The organism is Paraburkholderia sp. GAS33 (genome assembly GCF_050436645.1).
Classification (GTDB): Bacteria; Pseudomonadota; Gammaproteobacteria; order Burkholderiales; family Burkholderiaceae; genus Paraburkholderia; species Paraburkholderia phenazinium_B.
The window spans coordinates 15,211-30,957 of the sequence record NZ_JBNDMP010000007.1 but is presented as its reverse complement, the minus strand read 5'-3'; the positions used below and the strand labels follow the sequence as shown (position 1 = coordinate 30,957).

At 59.8% G+C, this 15,747-nt stretch carries 28 protein-coding genes; 2 read left to right on the top strand and 26 right to left on the bottom strand.

Annotated elements, in window-relative coordinates; genetic code table 11:
• Window positions 1–28: 28 nt before the first annotated feature.
• The 26 genes from P3T24_RS21590 to P3T24_RS21465 form a co-directional block, all read right to left on the bottom strand.
• Window positions 29–763, bottom strand: coding sequence for a hypothetical protein (locus P3T24_RS21590; protein WP_429437699.1), 735 nt, complete (start codon window positions 761–763; stop codon window positions 29–31).
• Window positions 756–1,073 (bottom strand): hypothetical protein, encoded by a 318-nt coding sequence (locus P3T24_RS21585; RefSeq protein ID WP_429437697.1) that lies wholly within the window; start codon window positions 1,071–1,073, stop codon window positions 756–758. Before P3T24_RS21585 ends, P3T24_RS21590 begins: the two co-directional genes overlap by 8 nt.
• Window positions 1,057–1,788, bottom strand: coding sequence for a glycosyltransferase family 2 protein (locus P3T24_RS21580; RefSeq protein WP_429437694.1), 732 nt, complete (start codon window positions 1,786–1,788; stop codon window positions 1,057–1,059). Before P3T24_RS21580 ends, P3T24_RS21585 begins: the two co-directional genes overlap by 17 nt.
• The gene (locus P3T24_RS21575) at window positions 1,785–2,102 is read right to left on the bottom strand and encodes a hypothetical protein (protein ID WP_429437692.1); all 318 of its coding nucleotides are present in this window, start codon (window positions 2,100–2,102) and stop codon (window positions 1,785–1,787) included. Before P3T24_RS21575 ends, P3T24_RS21580 begins: the two co-directional genes overlap by 4 nt.
• Window positions 2,099–2,332 (bottom strand): hypothetical protein, encoded by a 234-nt coding sequence (locus P3T24_RS21570; RefSeq protein ID WP_429437689.1) that lies wholly within the window; start codon window positions 2,330–2,332, stop codon window positions 2,099–2,101. Before P3T24_RS21570 ends, P3T24_RS21575 begins: the two co-directional genes overlap by 4 nt.
• An 11-nt stretch (window positions 2,333–2,343) precedes the next feature.
• Entirely contained in the window at window positions 2,344–2,634 is a 291-nt protein-coding gene (locus P3T24_RS21565) for a hypothetical protein (protein WP_429437687.1), read from the bottom strand.
• On the bottom strand, window positions 2,631–3,104 hold the full coding sequence (locus tag P3T24_RS21560) for a hypothetical protein (protein WP_429437685.1): 474 nt from the start codon (window positions 3,102–3,104) through the stop codon (window positions 2,631–2,633). The genes P3T24_RS21565 and P3T24_RS21560 overlap by 4 nt, the downstream gene beginning before the upstream one ends.
• Window positions 3,101–3,334, bottom strand: coding sequence for a hypothetical protein (locus tag P3T24_RS21555; protein ID WP_429437683.1), 234 nt, complete (start codon window positions 3,332–3,334; stop codon window positions 3,101–3,103). Before P3T24_RS21555 ends, P3T24_RS21560 begins: the two co-directional genes overlap by 4 nt.
• 2 nt (window positions 3,335–3,336) lie before the next feature.
• Complete coding sequence (locus P3T24_RS21550; RefSeq protein WP_429437680.1) at window positions 3,337–3,504, bottom strand: hypothetical protein; 168 nt, start codon at window positions 3,502–3,504, stop codon at window positions 3,337–3,339.
• On the bottom strand, window positions 3,504–3,881 hold the full coding sequence (locus P3T24_RS21545) for a hypothetical protein (RefSeq protein WP_429437677.1): 378 nt from the start codon (window positions 3,879–3,881) through the stop codon (window positions 3,504–3,506). The genes P3T24_RS21550 and P3T24_RS21545 overlap by 1 nt, the downstream gene beginning before the upstream one ends.
• A 184-nt stretch (window positions 3,882–4,065) precedes the next feature.
• Window positions 4,066–5,787, bottom strand: a complete 1,722-nt coding sequence (locus P3T24_RS21540) for a portal protein (RefSeq protein ID WP_429437675.1) — start codon at window positions 5,785–5,787, stop codon at window positions 4,066–4,068.
• Between the two features lie 3 nt (window positions 5,788–5,790).
• The gene (locus tag P3T24_RS21535; protein ID WP_429437673.1) at window positions 5,791–5,976 is read right to left on the bottom strand and encodes a hypothetical protein; all 186 of its coding nucleotides are present in this window, start codon (window positions 5,974–5,976) and stop codon (window positions 5,791–5,793) included.
• 2 nt (window positions 5,977–5,978) lie between these two features.
• The gene (locus tag P3T24_RS21530; RefSeq protein WP_429437671.1) at window positions 5,979–6,350 is read right to left on the bottom strand and encodes a hypothetical protein; all 372 of its coding nucleotides are present in this window, start codon (window positions 6,348–6,350) and stop codon (window positions 5,979–5,981) included.
• A 222-nt stretch (window positions 6,351–6,572) separates the two neighbouring features.
• The gene (locus P3T24_RS21525; RefSeq protein WP_429437669.1) at window positions 6,573–8,075 is read right to left on the bottom strand and encodes a terminase; all 1,503 of its coding nucleotides are present in this window, start codon (window positions 8,073–8,075) and stop codon (window positions 6,573–6,575) included.
• Window positions 8,072–8,710, bottom strand: a complete 639-nt coding sequence (locus P3T24_RS21520; protein WP_429437666.1) for a hypothetical protein — start codon at window positions 8,708–8,710, stop codon at window positions 8,072–8,074. The genes P3T24_RS21525 and P3T24_RS21520 overlap by 4 nt, the downstream gene beginning before the upstream one ends.
• A 532-nt stretch (window positions 8,711–9,242) precedes the next feature.
• Entirely contained in the window at window positions 9,243–9,614 is a 372-nt protein-coding gene (locus P3T24_RS21515) for a hypothetical protein (protein WP_429437664.1), read from the bottom strand.
• 2 nt (window positions 9,615–9,616) lie between these two features.
• Window positions 9,617–9,928 carry a hypothetical protein gene (locus P3T24_RS21510; RefSeq protein WP_429437661.1) on the bottom strand — a complete coding sequence of 104 codons (312 nt, stop codon included), beginning with the start codon at window positions 9,926–9,928 and terminating at the stop codon, window positions 9,617–9,619.
• The gene (locus P3T24_RS21505) at window positions 9,925–10,341 is read right to left on the bottom strand and encodes a hypothetical protein (RefSeq protein WP_429437658.1); all 417 of its coding nucleotides are present in this window, start codon (window positions 10,339–10,341) and stop codon (window positions 9,925–9,927) included. Before P3T24_RS21505 ends, P3T24_RS21510 begins: the two co-directional genes overlap by 4 nt.
• Window positions 10,338–10,838: a hypothetical protein gene (locus P3T24_RS21500; RefSeq protein WP_429437655.1), complete on the bottom strand. Its 501-nt coding sequence runs from the start codon at window positions 10,836–10,838 to the stop codon at window positions 10,338–10,340. The genes P3T24_RS21505 and P3T24_RS21500 overlap by 4 nt, the downstream gene beginning before the upstream one ends.
• Before the next feature lies 1 nt (window position 10,839).
• Window positions 10,840–11,043, bottom strand: coding sequence for a hypothetical protein (locus P3T24_RS21495; RefSeq protein WP_429437653.1), 204 nt, complete (start codon window positions 11,041–11,043; stop codon window positions 10,840–10,842).
• Between the two features lies 1 nt (window position 11,044).
• Window positions 11,045–11,518 (bottom strand): DUF1064 domain-containing protein, encoded by a 474-nt coding sequence (locus P3T24_RS21490; protein ID WP_429437652.1) that lies wholly within the window; start codon window positions 11,516–11,518, stop codon window positions 11,045–11,047.
• Window positions 11,515–12,489, bottom strand: a complete 975-nt coding sequence (locus tag P3T24_RS21485; protein ID WP_429437649.1) for a helix-turn-helix domain-containing protein — start codon at window positions 12,487–12,489, stop codon at window positions 11,515–11,517. The genes P3T24_RS21490 and P3T24_RS21485 overlap by 4 nt, the downstream gene beginning before the upstream one ends.
• Before the next feature lie 192 nt (window positions 12,490–12,681).
• Entirely contained in the window at window positions 12,682–12,942 is a 261-nt protein-coding gene (locus P3T24_RS21480; protein ID WP_429437647.1) for a hypothetical protein, read from the bottom strand.
• Entirely contained in the window at window positions 12,939–13,406 is a 468-nt protein-coding gene (locus P3T24_RS21475) for a hypothetical protein (protein ID WP_429437644.1), read from the bottom strand. The genes P3T24_RS21480 and P3T24_RS21475 overlap by 4 nt, the downstream gene beginning before the upstream one ends.
• Window positions 13,399–13,674 carry a DNA-binding protein gene (locus P3T24_RS21470; protein ID WP_429437642.1) on the bottom strand — a complete coding sequence of 92 codons (276 nt, stop codon included), beginning with the start codon at window positions 13,672–13,674 and terminating at the stop codon, window positions 13,399–13,401. Before P3T24_RS21470 ends, P3T24_RS21475 begins: the two co-directional genes overlap by 8 nt.
• 41 nt (window positions 13,675–13,715) lie before the next feature.
• Entirely contained in the window at window positions 13,716–13,997 is a 282-nt protein-coding gene (locus tag P3T24_RS21465) for a transcriptional regulator (RefSeq protein ID WP_429437641.1), read from the bottom strand.
• Window positions 13,998–14,079: 82 nt separating this feature from the next.
• Between P3T24_RS21465 and P3T24_RS21460 the strand changes: the two genes are divergently transcribed.
• Together P3T24_RS21460 and P3T24_RS21455 are read left to right on the top strand one after the other, a co-directional pair.
• Window positions 14,080–14,616: a helix-turn-helix transcriptional regulator gene (locus P3T24_RS21460; RefSeq protein ID WP_429437639.1), complete on the top strand. Its 537-nt coding sequence runs from the start codon at window positions 14,080–14,082 to the stop codon at window positions 14,614–14,616.
• 653 nt (window positions 14,617–15,269) lie between these two features.
• Window positions 15,270–15,728 carry a hypothetical protein gene (locus tag P3T24_RS21455; protein WP_429438233.1) on the top strand — a complete coding sequence of 153 codons (459 nt, stop codon included), beginning with the start codon at window positions 15,270–15,272 and terminating at the stop codon, window positions 15,726–15,728.
• The last annotated feature ends 19 nt before the right edge of the window (window positions 15,729–15,747 follow it).

The following is a 15,747-nucleotide window of genomic DNA, read 5'->3' as shown; positions in this document are numbered from 1 at the left end:
TGGGATGTGTCCGAGTTGCGCAAGTGGTTTAGCCTTCGTTACCTTTACCCGGTGCAGCCATGCCTGGATAGAGGGTTGCTCCTGCAGTCTTCTGGTTACCGCCTACAGGGCTACCACCTACCGGACTGGCGGGTGCGTGGGGTGACGCCGCCTTAAAGAGTCCACGGACGATATCGGGGTTGTTGCCAGCGCCCGTTATGTTGAGCGCTTCGAAGAACTTGCCGGCATCTTCGCCGAGCAGGTTCCTCAATCCAATCTTCGTCGCGGCGAGATTCTTGTCGAGATTCTTTCCACCGATTTCGGGGTCGCTCTTGACCGCATCACGCCACGTATTCTGCAAATCGGTCCAGGCCCGCATTGGCCCTTCCGATATTGCCTTGAGTTCAGAACTATACAGGTCTACTAACTTTTGTGCCACATCCTGTGGTATACGCGCGGCGGCGGCGATCTCCGTGAATTCGCCGAGCTTCGCCTCGTCGACCGTCATGCCGTCAGGCAGCTTGAACGGTTCGTACTTGATCGGCTCCTCGGGCTTCGCCGGCTCATCCGGCTTTTTGTCGCCGTCGGGCTTTTCCGTAGGTTCCGGCTTCTCGCCGAGCAGACTATCCGGCATCGTCAGACCGGGATCGGGCGCAGGCGATGGGGAAGGTGCAGGAGCGGCGACAGGCGCAGGAGACGGCGCAGCTGCCGACGCGCCGCCCGCGGGCACATCACCTGCGCCCTCACCCTCGAGAAGAACCCAGCGACGAATGAGGTTATGCATTTTCCTGCTCCATCAGATCGTATTCTTGCTTGCAGCACGCGCGGAGCTGCGCGAACAGCAGCAGCCCGATGTTGTGCATCCCGTTTTCAAACGCGTCTTTCGAGGCGTTCCCAGTGAACGGCACGTGAAACGGCCGGCACGTGGAAAGCAGTTCCCACATCCACAGCCTGCCATCGGCGGTGCTCATGATGTGCTGCAGGCCATTCGCCTTGCGCGCTTCGCGTAGCTTTGTCTGGTCGGCGCGCTTCTTGACCGCGGCCGCATCGCCGGCGTCGTAACGCGCTTCTTCGGTTTCAGTGGACGATCGCATTCGCCGCCTCCGGTTTGATTTCAACTGACGGGATCCTGAAAGCCTCCTGGCCGATATGCGCCAGCGCGAAAGACGTCGGCCAGTCGACCCAGACCTTGAATCCCGCTTCGCGAGCGGTGCGGCAGAAGAAGATGTCTTCGCCCTCAATCCACACGTGACCATCGGTCTCGTGTGCCGGCGTCTGGAAGTACGGCTTCTTCAGCTTGTCGAACACCGACATCCTGATGAGCAAACATCCGCCGGGGAGCGCGCCAGCCTCGTACAGCCGCTCGCCACCGACCTGCTGACCGGAGATAGCCTCCTCGAGCAGACGACCGTCGGTCGCGTGCCCCAGCAACGTATTGGGCGGCCGTCGCTTGACGTACGTGCCGCCGACGATATCCATGCCGCGCGAAAGCAGCTGACGCAAGGTGCGCTTGTCGAAAACCATGTCGCTGTCGAGGAACAGCAGATAATCGACGCCCTGCTTCTGCGCTTGGTCAACCAGCGTGTTGCGGCCCATCACCACAAGCGAGTCCTTGACGTTGATGAGGATCAGGTCGATCGCTTCCTGCTTCTGCCCGTTGATCACCACCGGGCCGCACATATACGCCATCGCGGCGAGCGCCATCGCGAAGTCGGCGTGCACCATATCGCCGGACGGTACGCAAACCGCGACGCGGATCGGCTTGGCCTCGCGGTGCGGCAGCTTGCCGCTATCGAGTTTTGTGCTCATTTCTCGTTCTTCCCACAGTAGAGCGTATGTGCCGCACACTTGCGCTGCAGATCAGCGACCTCAGCCCGAAGAGCGGCTATGGTCCTATCCCGCACAGAGATTTCGCGGTTGTAATCACCCACAGGAATTAGATGCGATGTGTCGCGCGGTGGCTGCAACTGTTCAATCTCATCCAACAGGATGGCAGCTTCTTTCTGGAGCCCGCGAAACTTGTCAAGAATGAACCGCGAAGCCTGTTTGTGGCGCACGGTCAGGCGCCAGTTATTGATGATGAACTCTGCGTCCTCTAACGTGATGGCGCTTCGATGTTTCATTTCGGCACCACCCGGCAGTGAGGACCAACGTGGTTCAAAGGGCCATCGATCAACGACTGGGCGCGCTCGGCGGTTTCGTAGACCGTCGCGCGCTCCTTCTCGTTGACCCAGCCGCCAAACGGCGAGCCGTAATCGCGCCCAACCTTCTCGGAGAAATAGGCTGGCAACACATCGCCGCTGCGTTCAATCAGATACCCGACGTTGGTAGGTAGGGTTTCGATCTTGTCCAATTCCGATCTCCCTACAGAGCGACGCGATTGCTAATGTCCGAGATGCGCGCAACGTACGCCTCGACGCTGTCGCGAAGGCCACGCAAACTTTGGATCGCAGGCGGCACAACCGCATACACCTGACCGTTTTGCTTTTCATCCGGCGGCGACTGGTGAATTACCGGATGAAGCGTTTGCTCCAAACGATCGATCTGCCCACCCAAGTTGATGAGAGCGTCGTACAGCGACTGTATCTCGCCGTCGAGAGTGATGCGCGGAGCCGGCGCGCTATTGCCCATGGCTGTTTGGTTCATCGCGTTCATACGTTCATGATCTCCACTGAGTAAGCATTGAGGGTGATGTTGTCCGACGTTGTTGCAAGCTGCCCGGTGATCTGGACAGTGAGAGGTTGCGTGGTGTCAATCGCCATGGCCGCACCAGCCTGGCTGGTCACGGCGCCCGCATTGAGAACGATCTGTCCGTAGTTCTGCTGGGTATTGCCGCCGTTCACCATGTCTGCATGTATGGTCTGGGTGGACGAGCTCGCGACCGCAGCCGCGGCGCCCAGAACGGTTCCGTTGACCTTCACCTTGACTGTCTTGACGTCGGCGTTGTTCGTCGAAGTCAACGTCGCCCAGATACTCAGGCGACCATGAGGCAAGAGCTTGCCGGCGGGGATCACGATGCTCGCAAGCACCGTTTCCGCCGTTGTGCCGGTGACGGCGGTCGAGCGGCCCGATTGGCCGAACACATTGGCCACGGAACCGAGCTGCGGATTGTCGAGGTTGCTCATTTCTTCTTCCCCTGGTCGGGATACAGCTTTTTGCCAGGCGACTTCTTGTCGCCATCGTCGTCATGCAGGCCCATCAGATTCTCTGCAAGCCGCGCCTGTTCGCCCGTCTTTCCACTGTCGTGTTCGTGCTCTTTCGCGAACTCCGCCGTGGACTTGCCAGCCTTCTCTGCCTTCTCGCGGAACTGGCCATGCGAATTGGCAGTGGCCTTGCCGATCCATTTCTTGGCCATGGTCAACTCCCCTTCGGCGCATCCTGCGATGTGAGATTCGGGTACATCTGCTGGGCCGGCGTCTTTTTCTTGACGCCCTCCTTTACATCCTTCGGATTCGGCGTCATCGCCTGCGGAGCCGGCTGGCCGCTAGGTTGCTGCGTGATTGCGGGCGGGAGAGTAACGGCCATCAAAGCCTCCGGGTCTTGCCAGTTTCAGGATCAATCAACAGTTCCGGCTTGCCCGGCTGCAGCACGATCAACCGGTCGCGGTCAATTACCGCGAGCTCGCAACCGGGACCGCCATAGCCTTTCGGCAAAGGACACACAAACCTCGCACCCTCGATCGCTACGCCAGCGGTGTCGTTGGAAGCGTCGTACACCAGTTGCGCCTGCGGAACCGCTGGACGAACCTGGCTACGCTCCACTGCGTTCGCCCAGCGCGCCTCATTCCTCTCGGCTTCGAACTCTTCGGCGAGGCGCATTTCGAACAGCCGGCGATCTCGCGGATCCGCGTCCTTTCGGACCTGCGAGAGCAGCGACAACGGGTCAATGACTTTTTCGCTCATGACTGGGGACCGCCCGTCATGCGCTTTATGATTTCCTCAAGGTCGTTATGCCAGGACTGAACAAGATCCATCACCCCAGGCTCGCTCATAGCACCTCTATTTGGATCGGTCATTTTCTGTAGGACCGAGTGCATGCTGCGATGCAATTCGAACAGGCTCATTGAGCGACGTGGATCAACGAACATCAGGTACCTCCCATGATCTTTTGAAGGGCATTCTGGCCGCCGCCGACGTCGGTTTGGCTGAGCCCTTGCGCACCCTGCACTGCGGCTAGGCTGTTCTGCATGGCAGCCTGCTGTTGCGTCTGCTGCGCGCGCTTCTGGCGGATCGCCTGAACCTTGGCGGTCGCCATGATGATCTTCGGCGAGACGCCGAGCATGTCGGCGTACTCGTCAATCATCTCGTCCCAATCAACGTTATCAAGCGCTCCGGGAACAGCTCCGGCGAGATTTCCGACGAACTGGGCGAGGCGCTCGACGCTCGCGGTGCTCGCGGCTTTCTGGGCTTCCGCCAGCATGCTGATGTACTCAACCTTGATTTTCTGACCAGACAACTCGCGAGGGATCGGGGGGAATAAGCCGCCACGAAGCATGATGTCGAACGTGCAATTGATTGCCGGGTCAAGGGCTTCATTCTCGAATCGCTCCAGAACAGGGCCAAGCTGGATCAGCTTCTCTTCCTTGCGTGCATCGATTTCCGTCGCCGTGCGCACGGTATCGAGCTGGCTGATCATCATGAACAGGTCGTTGAAGAACGTCGACTTGATGCGAGCCTGCACGGTTTCAATGTCCTGCACCAAGCCCGCCAGATCCGGCATGACCTCGTAGACAGGCTTGAATCCAACGCCCTGCCCTGTGCCACTTACGTATGTCACGCCACCCGGCAGCAGGCTGGCTGGTTCATTCTTGAGGCTGACGTCGGCGAGCATCGGCGGATTCACGTGCTTATCGATCGCCTGCGCCTTGCGCTTCTGCTCGACCTGCAGCTGCTTCAGGTCGCCGAGAGCGTCCATGCCAGGCGAACGGCCGTACGCATCGTTTCCGATGATGTCCCAGCGCGGCGCGATGAATGGCTTCTGGTGGAAGCCGCGAACGCGGAGCGTAATGTTCTCGCTCGTGCCGCGCTCCCAGTAGATCTCGCGCCACGGCATACCCTTCACGCCCGGAGCGTTAGGCACCATGTCATCGTTCGGTTCGATCAGGTGGCCAAGGATGATCTCGCGCGTCAGCGACGCACCACCATCCTTCACAGCCTGCTGCACGGTTGCGCTGCAGTTCTCCACGCCAAACATCTTCGCGACCTGCTTGCAGGTCAGCACGAACTCGCGCGCGAAGATACCGACATCCTGACGGTCATCATTTTGCAAGAAGTACTCGCCAGCGCAGGTGTTGTAGCAGCGGATTACATCGTCGTAATCCTGATAGACGATCATCACACCCGTGCCGAAAGCACCGAGATCGCCATAGACGGTGGCGAGCGACGTGTAGAAGTTGGACTCAGCGAACACCGTCTCCATACGGCGTTCGCACTCGGCAAGCCACAGCTTGACGTTGGATACGTCGTTGAGCCGGTCGTTGTTCGTCGACAGCTTGAACCACGGTCGGCCAGGGCTCGTGATGCCAGACATCATGCCGGCCGCGAGCACGCGCAACGCGATCGTGCCAGTGTTGTCCACAATCCGCTGGTTGATTGGCGATCCGCGGTTGCCCTGGTTGGGCGTGATCAGCCACTTGTACCGCCGTGGGATCAGGTAGTCGGAGATCTCGCGCCAATGCGTCCACCAGCTGTAGCGATCTGTCTTCATCGCCACCAGCAGGGTTTCCGCGTGCTCGCGCAGCTTCATCGAGGATGGCGACGCCTTATCCCCTACGGACTTCTGCGATAGCTTGAGATCTGCTTCTGCCATGGCTTAGGCCGGAACGTCTTTGTGCAACTGGTCCCAGGCGGCCTCAGCGGCGGCCACCATACCAACGGCAGCGTCCTTGGCTGCAGCACAGCCATCGCCCGAATTGAGCCTCGCTGACGCTACATAAAGCGCCTGGTTAAACACGTCACGCAAAATCTCTTGGTCGGCATCGAAGAGTTTCTTCGCCATTGTCATGCTCCTGGATTGGTAGGGGTGATCGTCGGCGGCTCGGTCGCCGGCGGCGCTTCCTGGGTCGAGACAACTGCAGCAAGCGCGGGGGCCACAGGCTGAGCAGTCAGCAGCTTTCCGAACGCTGCGGCGATCTGCTGCTCGAGCGCTGGCAGTTGCGCCTCGACAGCGGCCTGAACGAGCGCCGCGACGTCCGGGGCGGCGCTCTGCGTCTCAACAGCGGTCGTGGCCGGAACACCGCCAGACAGCGCGGCCGTCACCGCTTGCATCCACGCTGTTTGAGCTTCGGATTGGGCCTGCCCGGGATTTGCCAGTCCAAGCGTGTTGTGCTGCGCATCCAGCACAGCTTGCATTGCATCATCGACTGCGGACATGTCAGCTCCCGAGTAACGTCTTCGTGCCAGTGGTAGCCGGCGCAGTGAGCCCATTCGGGCCGGTCAGATCCATCGCAGCCGGACCCGTTTCGTTGGTGGCGCGCTGTTGCGCGGTCGTTGCTGCCTGAATTCCGGCCGGCGACTGCACAGCAGGGATAGGAGGCGGAACTGTTACAGCTGGAACTGATGGAGCGGAGCCACCCATGCTTTGTACTCCTAAATTCATGTTGCGTGAAAAGGATCGTAGTCGTGTTCTACCATCGGACGCGTAAAAGCAGCGGCGCGGCCCGCATTTGCGTTGGCCTCAACCGGGTATGCAAACGTCAGCGCGAGCGCGTCGGCGATGTCTGGCGACTGCAGGCCACGCTTCTTCATGTCTTTCTTGGCCTCGAGCTGGATTGCGTCACGGCCGTCGCGAAGCACAAAGCCGTACTCGCGGTCTGTCAACTGAGAATGGAGATCGGTATCGTCATGCGGTATCGATCCACCAGTCTTAAGCCATTCCTTCATGACGCCCCACATCTCGGCGGCCTTGTTTGCGTAGGCTATCGCCTCTTGCCCAGGCTGCGAGCGATCAGGCGAAGCGCCGAATTGGACCTCGATAACGGGGACGCGGAGTTGCCGAAGACGGTCAACGACGCCAGAGCCAGTCCCGCCGCCGTCGACGAAGATCGCGTCGGCGCGGTAGAACTCGTACTGCTCAGCGACTCGGGCGGCGAGCTGCATGTTGTCGAGCCCGCGAAACTTGAGAGGCTTATGCGTTGATCCATCGCGACCCTTCCTGATGTAGATCACAGATTCATCGTCACCAAAGCGAGCAGGATCGACGCCAAGGACAAGCGCGTCATAGACGCCAGCATGTGCCTCACGTGATGCGGCTGCCTCGACGATATCGCTGCCGATAAACTGAGTAGATCCTGCACGAGGGAACACACCCCGTACACGAACACGAACGAAGTCAGAATCTTCACCATAGTCGGCTACCCACTGGGCTAACTGTTCCTTGTTCGTCATCCGAGCCGTGCGACTGTCGATCTGCCGCGTGATCCAGCGATGCTTGAGACTACCGAAGCACTCGCGGAACCGGCCGGTGTTTCGCGTCGGGTTCCCGAACACCGCCCAGATAATCTGCGTGTCCTTGTCGGTCAGCGCACCTTCCGCCGTTTCCCAGATGATTTTGGGTATTGCGCTAGCTTCATCGAAAATGAGGACGACGCGTTTTCCCTGGTTGTGGAGACCCGCGAACGCCTCAGTGTTTCGTTCGCTCCACGGAACCATGTCGATTCGCCATGTCTTTTCGTGCTGGGGGTCGCGGGCATAGAGAGCCGTGGCAGTGAATTCAAACCAGTGTGAGCAGATGCAGCGGCGATACCACTTGGCAAGCTCCGCCCATGTTTTCGTGCGCAGCTGGGCGTCCGTATTGGCCGTCACGACACCGCGCGTATCTTCGAATGTGGACATGGCCCACAGGATGAGCCACGACACGAGGGCCGACTTGCCGATCCCGTGGCCGCTCGCGACAGCGAGCTGGATGGCTTGCGTGATGTTGATCTGGCCGGCCTTCAGGCGATCACGGATTTCCGTGAGAATGCCGCGCTGCCAGTCATCCGGCCCGGCATGCTCAGACAGTTCGCCGGTTCCCCACGGGAAGGCAAACAGCACGAAACGCAGCGGATCACTCGTGCACTTTGCGATCTCCTCGATCAGATCGGCGTGCGCGCTCATGCAGCCCTCAGCCGGTTGCGTGCAGCTTCGAGTGCATTCGCCAGGTTGTCAGTCGACTCACCCTTGCCAGCCACATCTACGATCCCATACGCTTCGCGCTCAAGCCCGATCAGGATCTTCAGCACCTCGGCCAGCTTCTTCACGCCGTCGATGCGGCCCGCGCTTGAAATTACCGCGTTGTAGATGTCGTTGCGCTTGTCGCGACCCTTGTCGTCTTCCTGACGAAGCAGGAAACCGAGATCCTGGAACAGCCCGTTGTCGATCGTCTGCGATTCAAGCTCCTCGAGGAGCTTCAGCGCGATCGCGCGAAACTTCGAAATATCCTTGCGGTGAGTGAGACGCACATTGGCGATTGCCTGCGCATTTTCCTCGACGATCAATCGATCTGTTACAGCACGCTCCGCTGTAACGCTTTCTGTAACACCCTGCCGTGTAACAAGCTCTTCGGCCTTGGCGTGGATCTTTGCAGACAGATCCTGCGTCCACCCTTCACGCTTTGCGCGACGGGCGATTGCCATGTGATTGACGCCCGGATTCGCCGCGGCGATCTCCCGCAACGAGAGTATCCCGGCGCGATAGTCAGACTCGACTCGCTCCCAATCAACATCGGGCTTCGCTACGGGGGTTTTGGACACGGGAACGCATCACAGAAAGGGATGCGGCGACACTAGCACAAACAGTTCGGACTACAAAGGATCAGTCCTTGCGCCGGATGATCCCGAACCCGGCGAGCAGGCTTTTTAGCGCAATCACCGGGATCAGTGCCAAAACGATCACGAAATAGACCCACTCGGGGATTCTTGGGATTCGCACGGAACAGGCTCTTTATCGGTAAAGGGTACCCATCCCAACCCATCCCGATGCTTGGCCTGAACTTCCTCCCAGACGGCATCAATCTCGATCGTCGTGAGTCGCCGAGCAATGCCGCCTTTCGACTGAGAAATACGAGGCAGATCGGAACTCATGGCGCGCTCACCGGCGCCCACAGGTCGCCTTTGAGAGCGCGCCCCGTGTGATGCTCGAAAATCGCCTTCGTCGGCCGCCAGATGGCTCGGCGCTCCCGGCCGTTGGTACCATCCGGGTTGATGCGAAGAAGGCGCACGGCGCAGGACCTGCGCGGCGGGGTGAGGCATGACGTCCAGACGGTAGTGCTCATCGTAGTACTCCTCAGAAATTCTTTACAATCTGCTTCTCGGCGATCGCCTCGGCGACGCGCAGGCGGCAGATCGCGACGTGCGGCGATGCGTCGACGAAAGTGCCGTGGAAGCGCTTGTTCCATTGCGCCTCGGCGAGCCAGAGCTTTTGCGTATGGCCCTGCTGGTCGAGACAGGGATGCGGATACAGCGTGTAACACTGGCGAAACGCGATCTCCGCGGCGACCTTCGAATTCTGCGTAGGTTCGTAAATGATGAAGCCGGTCGGGTTGATGTCGACCCGGCAGTAGCTTTGGCCGTACAGCGACTTGAGCTCTGCGTCCATGCCCTCGGCTTTGGCAACCCAGAAATCGAGTTCGGCACCCGTCAGTTCATCGATGTCCACGCTCAATCCTTGATAATCAATTCGGGAACGCCGCTCTCCATGAACTCGCGGAGCGTCTTGCGGTTGTCGGCGTAGTAGCAGACGCATTTGCGGATCTCGGGCGTCACCCATTTGTCTCGAGCACCGTCGATGTGCTTACGGTACTGCTCTGGAATAAACGCCTCGACTTCGATCGTCGTGTCGTTTCCGGGATGGCGGCGCAGCACGTTGACGGACGTCAGCAGCGGCACGAACTTCGACGAGTAGAAGATCCGGTTTTTGTAGCGCCCATAGGTTTCGCCAACCTGCACCGGAATCTGTATCTGCAGTTTCATGCCGCAATCCCCCTCTTGGCCGCCCGCGTGATCGTCCATCGCTCAAGCGCTGCGTCGAACGCCTGCACTTTTGTTTCACGTGGAGCAGGGCCGAAGTCCAGCCAGTAGTGGCAGTTAGCACAACCAGGCACCGTGAACTCGTGCTTTGCCTTCAGCGCCGCGCCCTTGCCGTGGATCGACTGGTTAGAGTGGCAATCCACGACCGAAGGATGCGCCCAGCCGATGCTGCAGCAGATCCCGGGCACGCGCAGGTAGCACTCCTCACCACGGCAGGCATCAATAAAACGCGAACCTTCAGCCACGGTCGGACGCTTGCGGCGCGCCTTGATCGGGCCAGTCCGCTTGAGCGTTGATGTACGCGCCAGCGTGGCATAGACCTTTCCGGGCTTGCGAACGAATCCTGAGTTCTTCACGCCGCCACCTGCCGGATAAGGCTGGCAAAAGGGTCGGTGCGACGGATTTCACCGACGTAACGCTTGATATACGTTGGCATACGGGCGTTCGGGAGATGCCCCAACGACCACACCGCCTCATAGTAGCGCCCATCTTCGTGCGGACGCCAGAACGAGATGTAGACTTCTCCTACCTGGGCAGCGAGAATTTCCGAGGCGCGTGAGCGGCTAAAGCCCATTGCGGTCGCGATCTCCTGCTGCGTCATCGGGTTATCCTTGAGCAAGGCATGCAGCTTGTCCCAAGCCGGCTTCGGCCGGCGGCTGCCCGGTGTAGCCCGAGACGTCGGGCGGCGCAGCTTCAGCACCTTGTTCGCGTAGCCGGTGAGCGAATTTCGGGTATGCCGCGGCAACAGCGCCAGCAATTCCTCCATCGGCATCATCGTCGGCCAGCGCTTGCGCAGTATCTCGACCTCATGCGTTGTGAATGCGTTGTGCTGCTTCTTTGTCGAGAGGGTCATCTCAAACATCCTGATTACGAGGCTTTAGCAGCACCACCACTTCTGCCGCAGAGTCCGGGGCAAAGTCAAAAACAGCTGGACCGACAACCTCCCAGCGCTGCCCATTTGGCGTATAGACCAGGTCGCCCTTTCGAGGGATATCCGCCAACTCACGCCTATAAAGCGGCGCACTGCCGGAAGGGGCCTTTTGAAATTCAACCCGCATGTCAAACCTCCCTGATATCCCAGTTGCCGCCCTTCGCCTTGCGAACGAGCCGAAACACGAACGGATATTGCGACGCCGCTACCTTCAGCTTCACGTTTGCGTCGTCCGTCATGAAACCCTTGACCTCGTGGATCTCGAGTTGCCCGTTGGCCGCCAGCACCACGAAGTCGGTGTCGTAGAACGTGCTATCTGCCAGCCGCAGCTTCAGACCTTCGAAGCGGAACCAGAGCACCAGACCGAGGCTGCGCTGCGCGTCCAGATGCGCGGCGTAGGCCTCTTCTGTCTTGTTCATCGCGCCAGCCCGCAGCCGGCCGAGAGCCTGCATCCGCTCCTTTGGGCTCGTCGCTGTCAACTTCATAGGGGGCGGCATGAGCCCCTTGCCTCGCGACTGCTCTACCCGCAGATGCGCACCGGGCGACCCGTGAGATGCCTTGAGGCGCGCGAACTCTTCTTCCGTGAGTCGAAGGTTTTTCATGATGCGTACCAATCCGCAGGTAAAAGCTCATCGCCGAGGTGCGCAACGACCTTCCGCTGCCACTCTGGGCTCACACGCTGGGCGGCCTTCAGGATGTGATCGATCCACGGGCCGCGGCCCGCAGCCCTGGCGACACGGACGAGGTACTGGGGCGTCGGCTCGTCCTTCTGCCGCGGCACCTGCAACTCCTCGCCCTTGGCCGTGATGCCGGCATCACTCTCCCACCAAGCGCCAGCCACAGCATCTGGCGAGCGGGATACGGCGCCAGCCATCGGCCCTTCCTTGCGCACCCAGTTGCGCCACGTGGCATCCCAGTCGGTCTTGCGACCCTTGATGCCTGGCTGGGCTATCCAGTGGTCCTTGAACGCAGCAGCGACCTTGCGGATGTGTTCCGGTGTCCATGTCGGCTGCTCAGCCGCAGCCCAGATTCCAAGCGTTCTCGACAGAACCCAGTCCGCCGGCAGACGCGCGCCCTGCGCGGATGCTTTCGGCGTTTCGCTGACCACCGCCGCATTTTCCGAAGGCGCACCGGTTCCCTGATGATTCTCTTTAAGGTTATTGGTGGTTCTGGGTGCCAATTTGGCGGGGGTTACTGTCGAATTTGGCGGGGGTGCGACGTCGCCGTTGGCGGGGGTGGGTGCCAATTTGGCGGGGGTGCCATCTTCGCGGGGGTGGCATTCTGACGGGGGTGCCAATTTGGCGGGGGTTTTATACGGGAACTTCGATTCGTCCACGAGGTAGTTCGTGCTGCGCCCACGGCGAAACGTCCGCGTGACGATACCCGCCTTCTCCAGGTCCTCCAGATGCCGCTGCACGGTCCGCTCGCCCATCGACGTGCGTGCTGATATCGTGGCGACAGACGGCCAGCAAACGCCGTCGTCGTTCGCTGTATCGCATATCGCAACGAGGACGAACTTCGATCCAGTGGGCAGCGACGTCCGCCACGCCTGGTTCATGAGGTGAATGCTCATTTCGTCAGTGTCCGCACGGCAACCGGCCGAAGTAATCGCACGTCGCGGCGCAGGAAATGCAAATTCGCCCGGCGAGGCCGTGCAGCCCCAGCATGCGTGTTGGCGGATTCCGCTCGAGATCCGCTTCGATCTCCATCTGCCAGTGGATAAGCGCATGAAGATCGGGCCAAAAATCAGCCGCCACAGGACCCGTCATGGCGTAGCTCCGAGCGTCAGCCGATACGACACACCGCGCTTGCCCGGATAGCGAACGAAGAACCCTTCGCCCTCCAGGTCGTGCACGAACTTGCGGATAGCCGTGTCGCTGATTCCGCATTCAACGCACAGACGCTGGATCGATATGCTTCCCTCGCCTGTGGATAACTTTGCGTTGCGCGCGAGCGCCAGCATGACGATTTTCTTCAGGCCGGGCATTTCGATTGGCCAGATCTGTCCTTCGTGGAGCAAGCTCATTCGCATCCCCTCCCTATCTCGCCTGGGTTATGAGGCGCTGTGAACTCGCGCCAGTGCACGAAGCCGCGCGGACAAAGAAACCCCCACTCCCTGATGCGCGGCCCGGTGACGAATAGCGTCCAGCAGTCGCCATGCGTCAGTTCGATGCGGTGCGCCGCAGCGCCCCACCGGAATTTGACGTCCCCAGCCCTGTGATCAAAAAATGAGAAATCGCCGACCCATTCGCGATACGAGTTGAGCAACAACCAGCTCAGGTTGAACAACCATGGGTGCGTATGCAGCGCCCGATCATCGTCACTGCGCTTGAAGCAATGCAGGTAGACATTGAAAACCGGGTTGCGCGGGATTACCCACCAACGCAGCAGATAGGGATCATCCGCAGATCCGATGACGACGTCCGGCGAGCGCCGGCTTACTCGAGCCACAAGCCAACCCGCCACCCTCAAGCGCAGAGTTTTAGCCAAGGCCGCACTCACCGGCGCCCTGCCGCGCGCACTCGCACGCCGCGCCGACCTTGCAGAGGGTTGAGATCGCATCGAGGTACGGCCGGCTGACGAGCGCGTAGCCCGCCACGTCGATCGCCTTGTCGATCTCGGTGATCAGCACACCGCGCTGGCCACTCAGGAAGCGGCTCACTTCCGAGGGATCCCATCCAATGCGGTCTGCCGCATCCTTGCGCGTCGAGCCCGTGAGGACGTCGCGTAGCGCCTGTTCGATATTTGGTCTGGTCATGAGGGTCAACCCTTAGCAATGCGAATTGAGTGCCTTTGCTGCTAAGCACAATTAAAGTTTCGATCATCGAGTGCGGAGGCCCTAAGCAATGCCCACCCCTCGTAGTCGGGGCGAAGCAGTTCGCAGGTCACCCGTGGATCGCCGCAAGCCGCCTCGATAAACGGACACGCATCAACCGGCGCCCTCTTGTCCCGGTTTAGCCAGTTCCAGATGTCCTGCTTTGAGCGGTTGATCCTCCGCGCCAACTCGGCCTGCGAGTTGTTGCACAGGTGAACCGCGAGCAGCAGCGTTTCGAGCGATGGATTCGGGGGGCGTGCGTTCATACCCACCATCATAAACTCTTGTTTGTCACTATGCAAACTCTTGTTTATTGGCAGGGACTACAATTGTTTATAGAGTCAGAGCATGGCACTTGGAAAAAATGTTCAACGCTTGCGGGAGCTGCTTGAGATGACTCGGCCGCAGTTCGCGGAAGCGCTCGGCCTGGACCATAACGGCCCACAAAAGATCTACGCCCTCGAGACTCGCGATAGCAAAAGGTCGGATCTCGCGACCCGGATCGCCCACTATTTCGGGATCACCACAGAGGCGCTGATCGATCACGACCTGGGCAATGTGGATATGTCCGGCTGGGCGGCTCTGAAGGCCCAGGTGCAGGTCACCAGGATCGAACCTGGCCGGGCGAAGCTCAGCGAGATCGAGGCACTGTTCGAAGATTTGCGCGACGCGGCGGATAACGGCATCTTGACGTCGGAGTTGATAGGTGTTTTCTCCGGGATTTTGCGTATTGCACCAGGTGGTAAAACGGTAGCTACCGGTAAAGAAAAAGTAGGAAAAATGACCGGCGGAGCCAGCATCGGACATGAGAGCGATCTGGCAGATGAAGATGGGGTCAACCCCCAAACCGGGAAAACTAATGTCAACCAACAACGCCGCAAATGAAGGAGCGGTGGTCATTGATATCGCGGATTTGCGCCGCGGTCGCGGGCCCAACCCAGACAGCAGGAATGCCTCATTCATACACCTGCGCAAAAAACCGGACGGGGAAATAGATCTTTCCTACGCCCTTGACGCTACAGACTCTCGCCTGTTCATGCGTGCCTGCCTGATAATGTGCGCACGCCTGCTTTCCGGGTTACCTGGAAAATCATGAGGCGCGCCATTCCCCTTGCTCTGCTTCTGGTCGGCTGCGCCGGAGGATGGGGATCACAACTACACACTGGCTGGCAAACAAACGTCAAAGGGAAGCCCATTGACGCCGCGATCGCCCGGCTAGGGGTGCCGCAGTCCGAACGAACGATCGCAGGTCATCACGTCTACACTTGGACGACTGGCGGTCAATACAACGGCGAAGGCCGCACCTGCACGCTCGACGTCGAGGTAGATTCCCTCGGCATCTCGCGGACCATGCGATATATCGGCAACCTCAGCGGCTGTGGCCCCTACGTAGAAGCCCTTCGTTAGATCTTCTCGACACAAATCCCGCACCGCGCGGGATTTTTTTCGTCTGCAAATAAACTCTTGTTTGCCTTTTGATAAACTCTAGTTTATGCTTGAATCACTGGCCGACACCATGGGCCACTGAGGAGAGCGAGATGAGCGTTCTGGCGAAAGACCTGCTCGAGCTGAAGCGGCTGGCAAGCGGCGGTGCAGGCGCACTCACCGAGCATCTCCTCAAGGAAGTTGCTGCAGACATCATCAGCGAAGGCGTAGCTGATGAGCTCGCGGCTACCCAACAGGAGAGCGACATGCAAATCAAACATACAGCCGCGACGCGAAATCGCGACGAGATCGAATACTTCACCCGCGCTGGGAAGTGCGCCGTTGTTGCTTTGTTTTTCGCGGCGTCTGTCACGGCTCACGCATCAGTTGCGCGGGGTCAGGCTGGTCACCACGGCGCTTCGCTGGGTTCAACGGCCCATACGGCGGTCACGACCTCGGGTAGCGCTGCGGCGCCGGGGCGCGGCTCTCTGGTTGATGACTATCAACCGTGGCCGCAAGCAGAGATGCAGAAGTTCGCGAAACCGAAGTTCGTGCCGTACGACGGCCGATAACCCAAACACCCATTCGGAG

Bases quoted from the DNA above. Each gene is read 5' to 3' on its own strand.
- P3T24_RS21590 (WP_429437699.1), bottom strand. From the start codon at position 763: ATGCATAACCTCATTCGTCGCTGGGTTCTTCTCGAGGGTGAGGGCGCA.
- P3T24_RS21585 (WP_429437697.1), bottom strand. From the start codon at position 1,073: ATGCGATCGTCCACTGAAACCGAAGAAGCGCGTTACGACGCCGGCGAT.
- P3T24_RS21580 (WP_429437694.1), bottom strand. From the start codon at position 1,788: ATGAGCACAAAACTCGATAGCGGCAAGCTGCCGCACCGCGAGGCCAAG.
- P3T24_RS21575 (WP_429437692.1), bottom strand. From the start codon at position 2,102: ATGAAACATCGAAGCGCCATCACGTTAGAGGACGCAGAGTTCATCATC.
- P3T24_RS21565 (WP_429437687.1), bottom strand. From the start codon at position 2,634: ATGAACGCGATGAACCAAACAGCCATGGGCAATAGCGCGCCGGCTCCG.
- P3T24_RS21560 (WP_429437685.1), bottom strand. From the start codon at position 3,104: ATGAGCAACCTCGACAATCCGCAGCTCGGTTCCGTGGCCAATGTGTTC.
- P3T24_RS21555 (WP_429437683.1), bottom strand. From the start codon at position 3,334: ATGGCCAAGAAATGGATCGGCAAGGCCACTGCCAATTCGCATGGCCAG.
- P3T24_RS21550 (WP_429437680.1), bottom strand. From the start codon at position 3,504: ATGGCCGTTACTCTCCCGCCCGCAATCACGCAGCAACCTAGCGGCCAG.
- P3T24_RS21545 (WP_429437677.1), bottom strand. From the start codon at position 3,881: ATGAGCGAAAAAGTCATTGACCCGTTGTCGCTGCTCTCGCAGGTCCGA.
- P3T24_RS21540 (WP_429437675.1), bottom strand. From the start codon at position 5,787: ATGGCAGAAGCAGATCTCAAGCTATCGCAGAAGTCCGTAGGGGATAAG.
- P3T24_RS21535 (WP_429437673.1), bottom strand. From the start codon at position 5,976: ATGGCGAAGAAACTCTTCGATGCCGACCAAGAGATTTTGCGTGACGTG.
- P3T24_RS21530 (WP_429437671.1), bottom strand. From the start codon at position 6,350: ATGTCCGCAGTCGATGATGCAATGCAAGCTGTGCTGGATGCGCAGCAC.
- P3T24_RS21525 (WP_429437669.1), bottom strand. From the start codon at position 8,075: ATGAGCGCGCACGCCGATCTGATCGAGGAGATCGCAAAGTGCACGAGT.
- P3T24_RS21510 (WP_429437661.1), bottom strand. From the start codon at position 9,928: ATGAAACTGCAGATACAGATTCCGGTGCAGGTTGGCGAAACCTATGGG.
- P3T24_RS21500 (WP_429437655.1), bottom strand. From the start codon at position 10,838: ATGACCCTCTCGACAAAGAAGCAGCACAACGCATTCACAACGCATGAG.
- P3T24_RS21495 (WP_429437653.1), bottom strand. From the start codon at position 11,043: ATGCGGGTTGAATTTCAAAAGGCCCCTTCCGGCAGTGCGCCGCTTTAT.
- P3T24_RS21490 (WP_429437652.1), bottom strand. From the start codon at position 11,518: ATGAAAAACCTTCGACTCACGGAAGAAGAGTTCGCGCGCCTCAAGGCA.
- P3T24_RS21485 (WP_429437649.1), bottom strand. From the start codon at position 12,489: ATGAGCATTCACCTCATGAACCAGGCGTGGCGGACGTCGCTGCCCACT.
- P3T24_RS21480 (WP_429437647.1), bottom strand. From the start codon at position 12,942: ATGAGCTTGCTCCACGAAGGACAGATCTGGCCAATCGAAATGCCCGGC.
- P3T24_RS21470 (WP_429437642.1), bottom strand. From the start codon at position 13,674: ATGACCAGACCAAATATCGAACAGGCGCTACGCGACGTCCTCACGGGC.
- P3T24_RS21465 (WP_429437641.1), bottom strand. From the start codon at position 13,997: ATGAACGCACGCCCCCCGAATCCATCGCTCGAAACGCTGCTGCTCGCG.
- P3T24_RS21460 (WP_429437639.1), top strand. From the start codon at position 14,080: ATGGCACTTGGAAAAAATGTTCAACGCTTGCGGGAGCTGCTTGAGATG.
- P3T24_RS21455 (WP_429438233.1), top strand. From the start codon at position 15,270: ATGAGCGTTCTGGCGAAAGACCTGCTCGAGCTGAAGCGGCTGGCAAGC.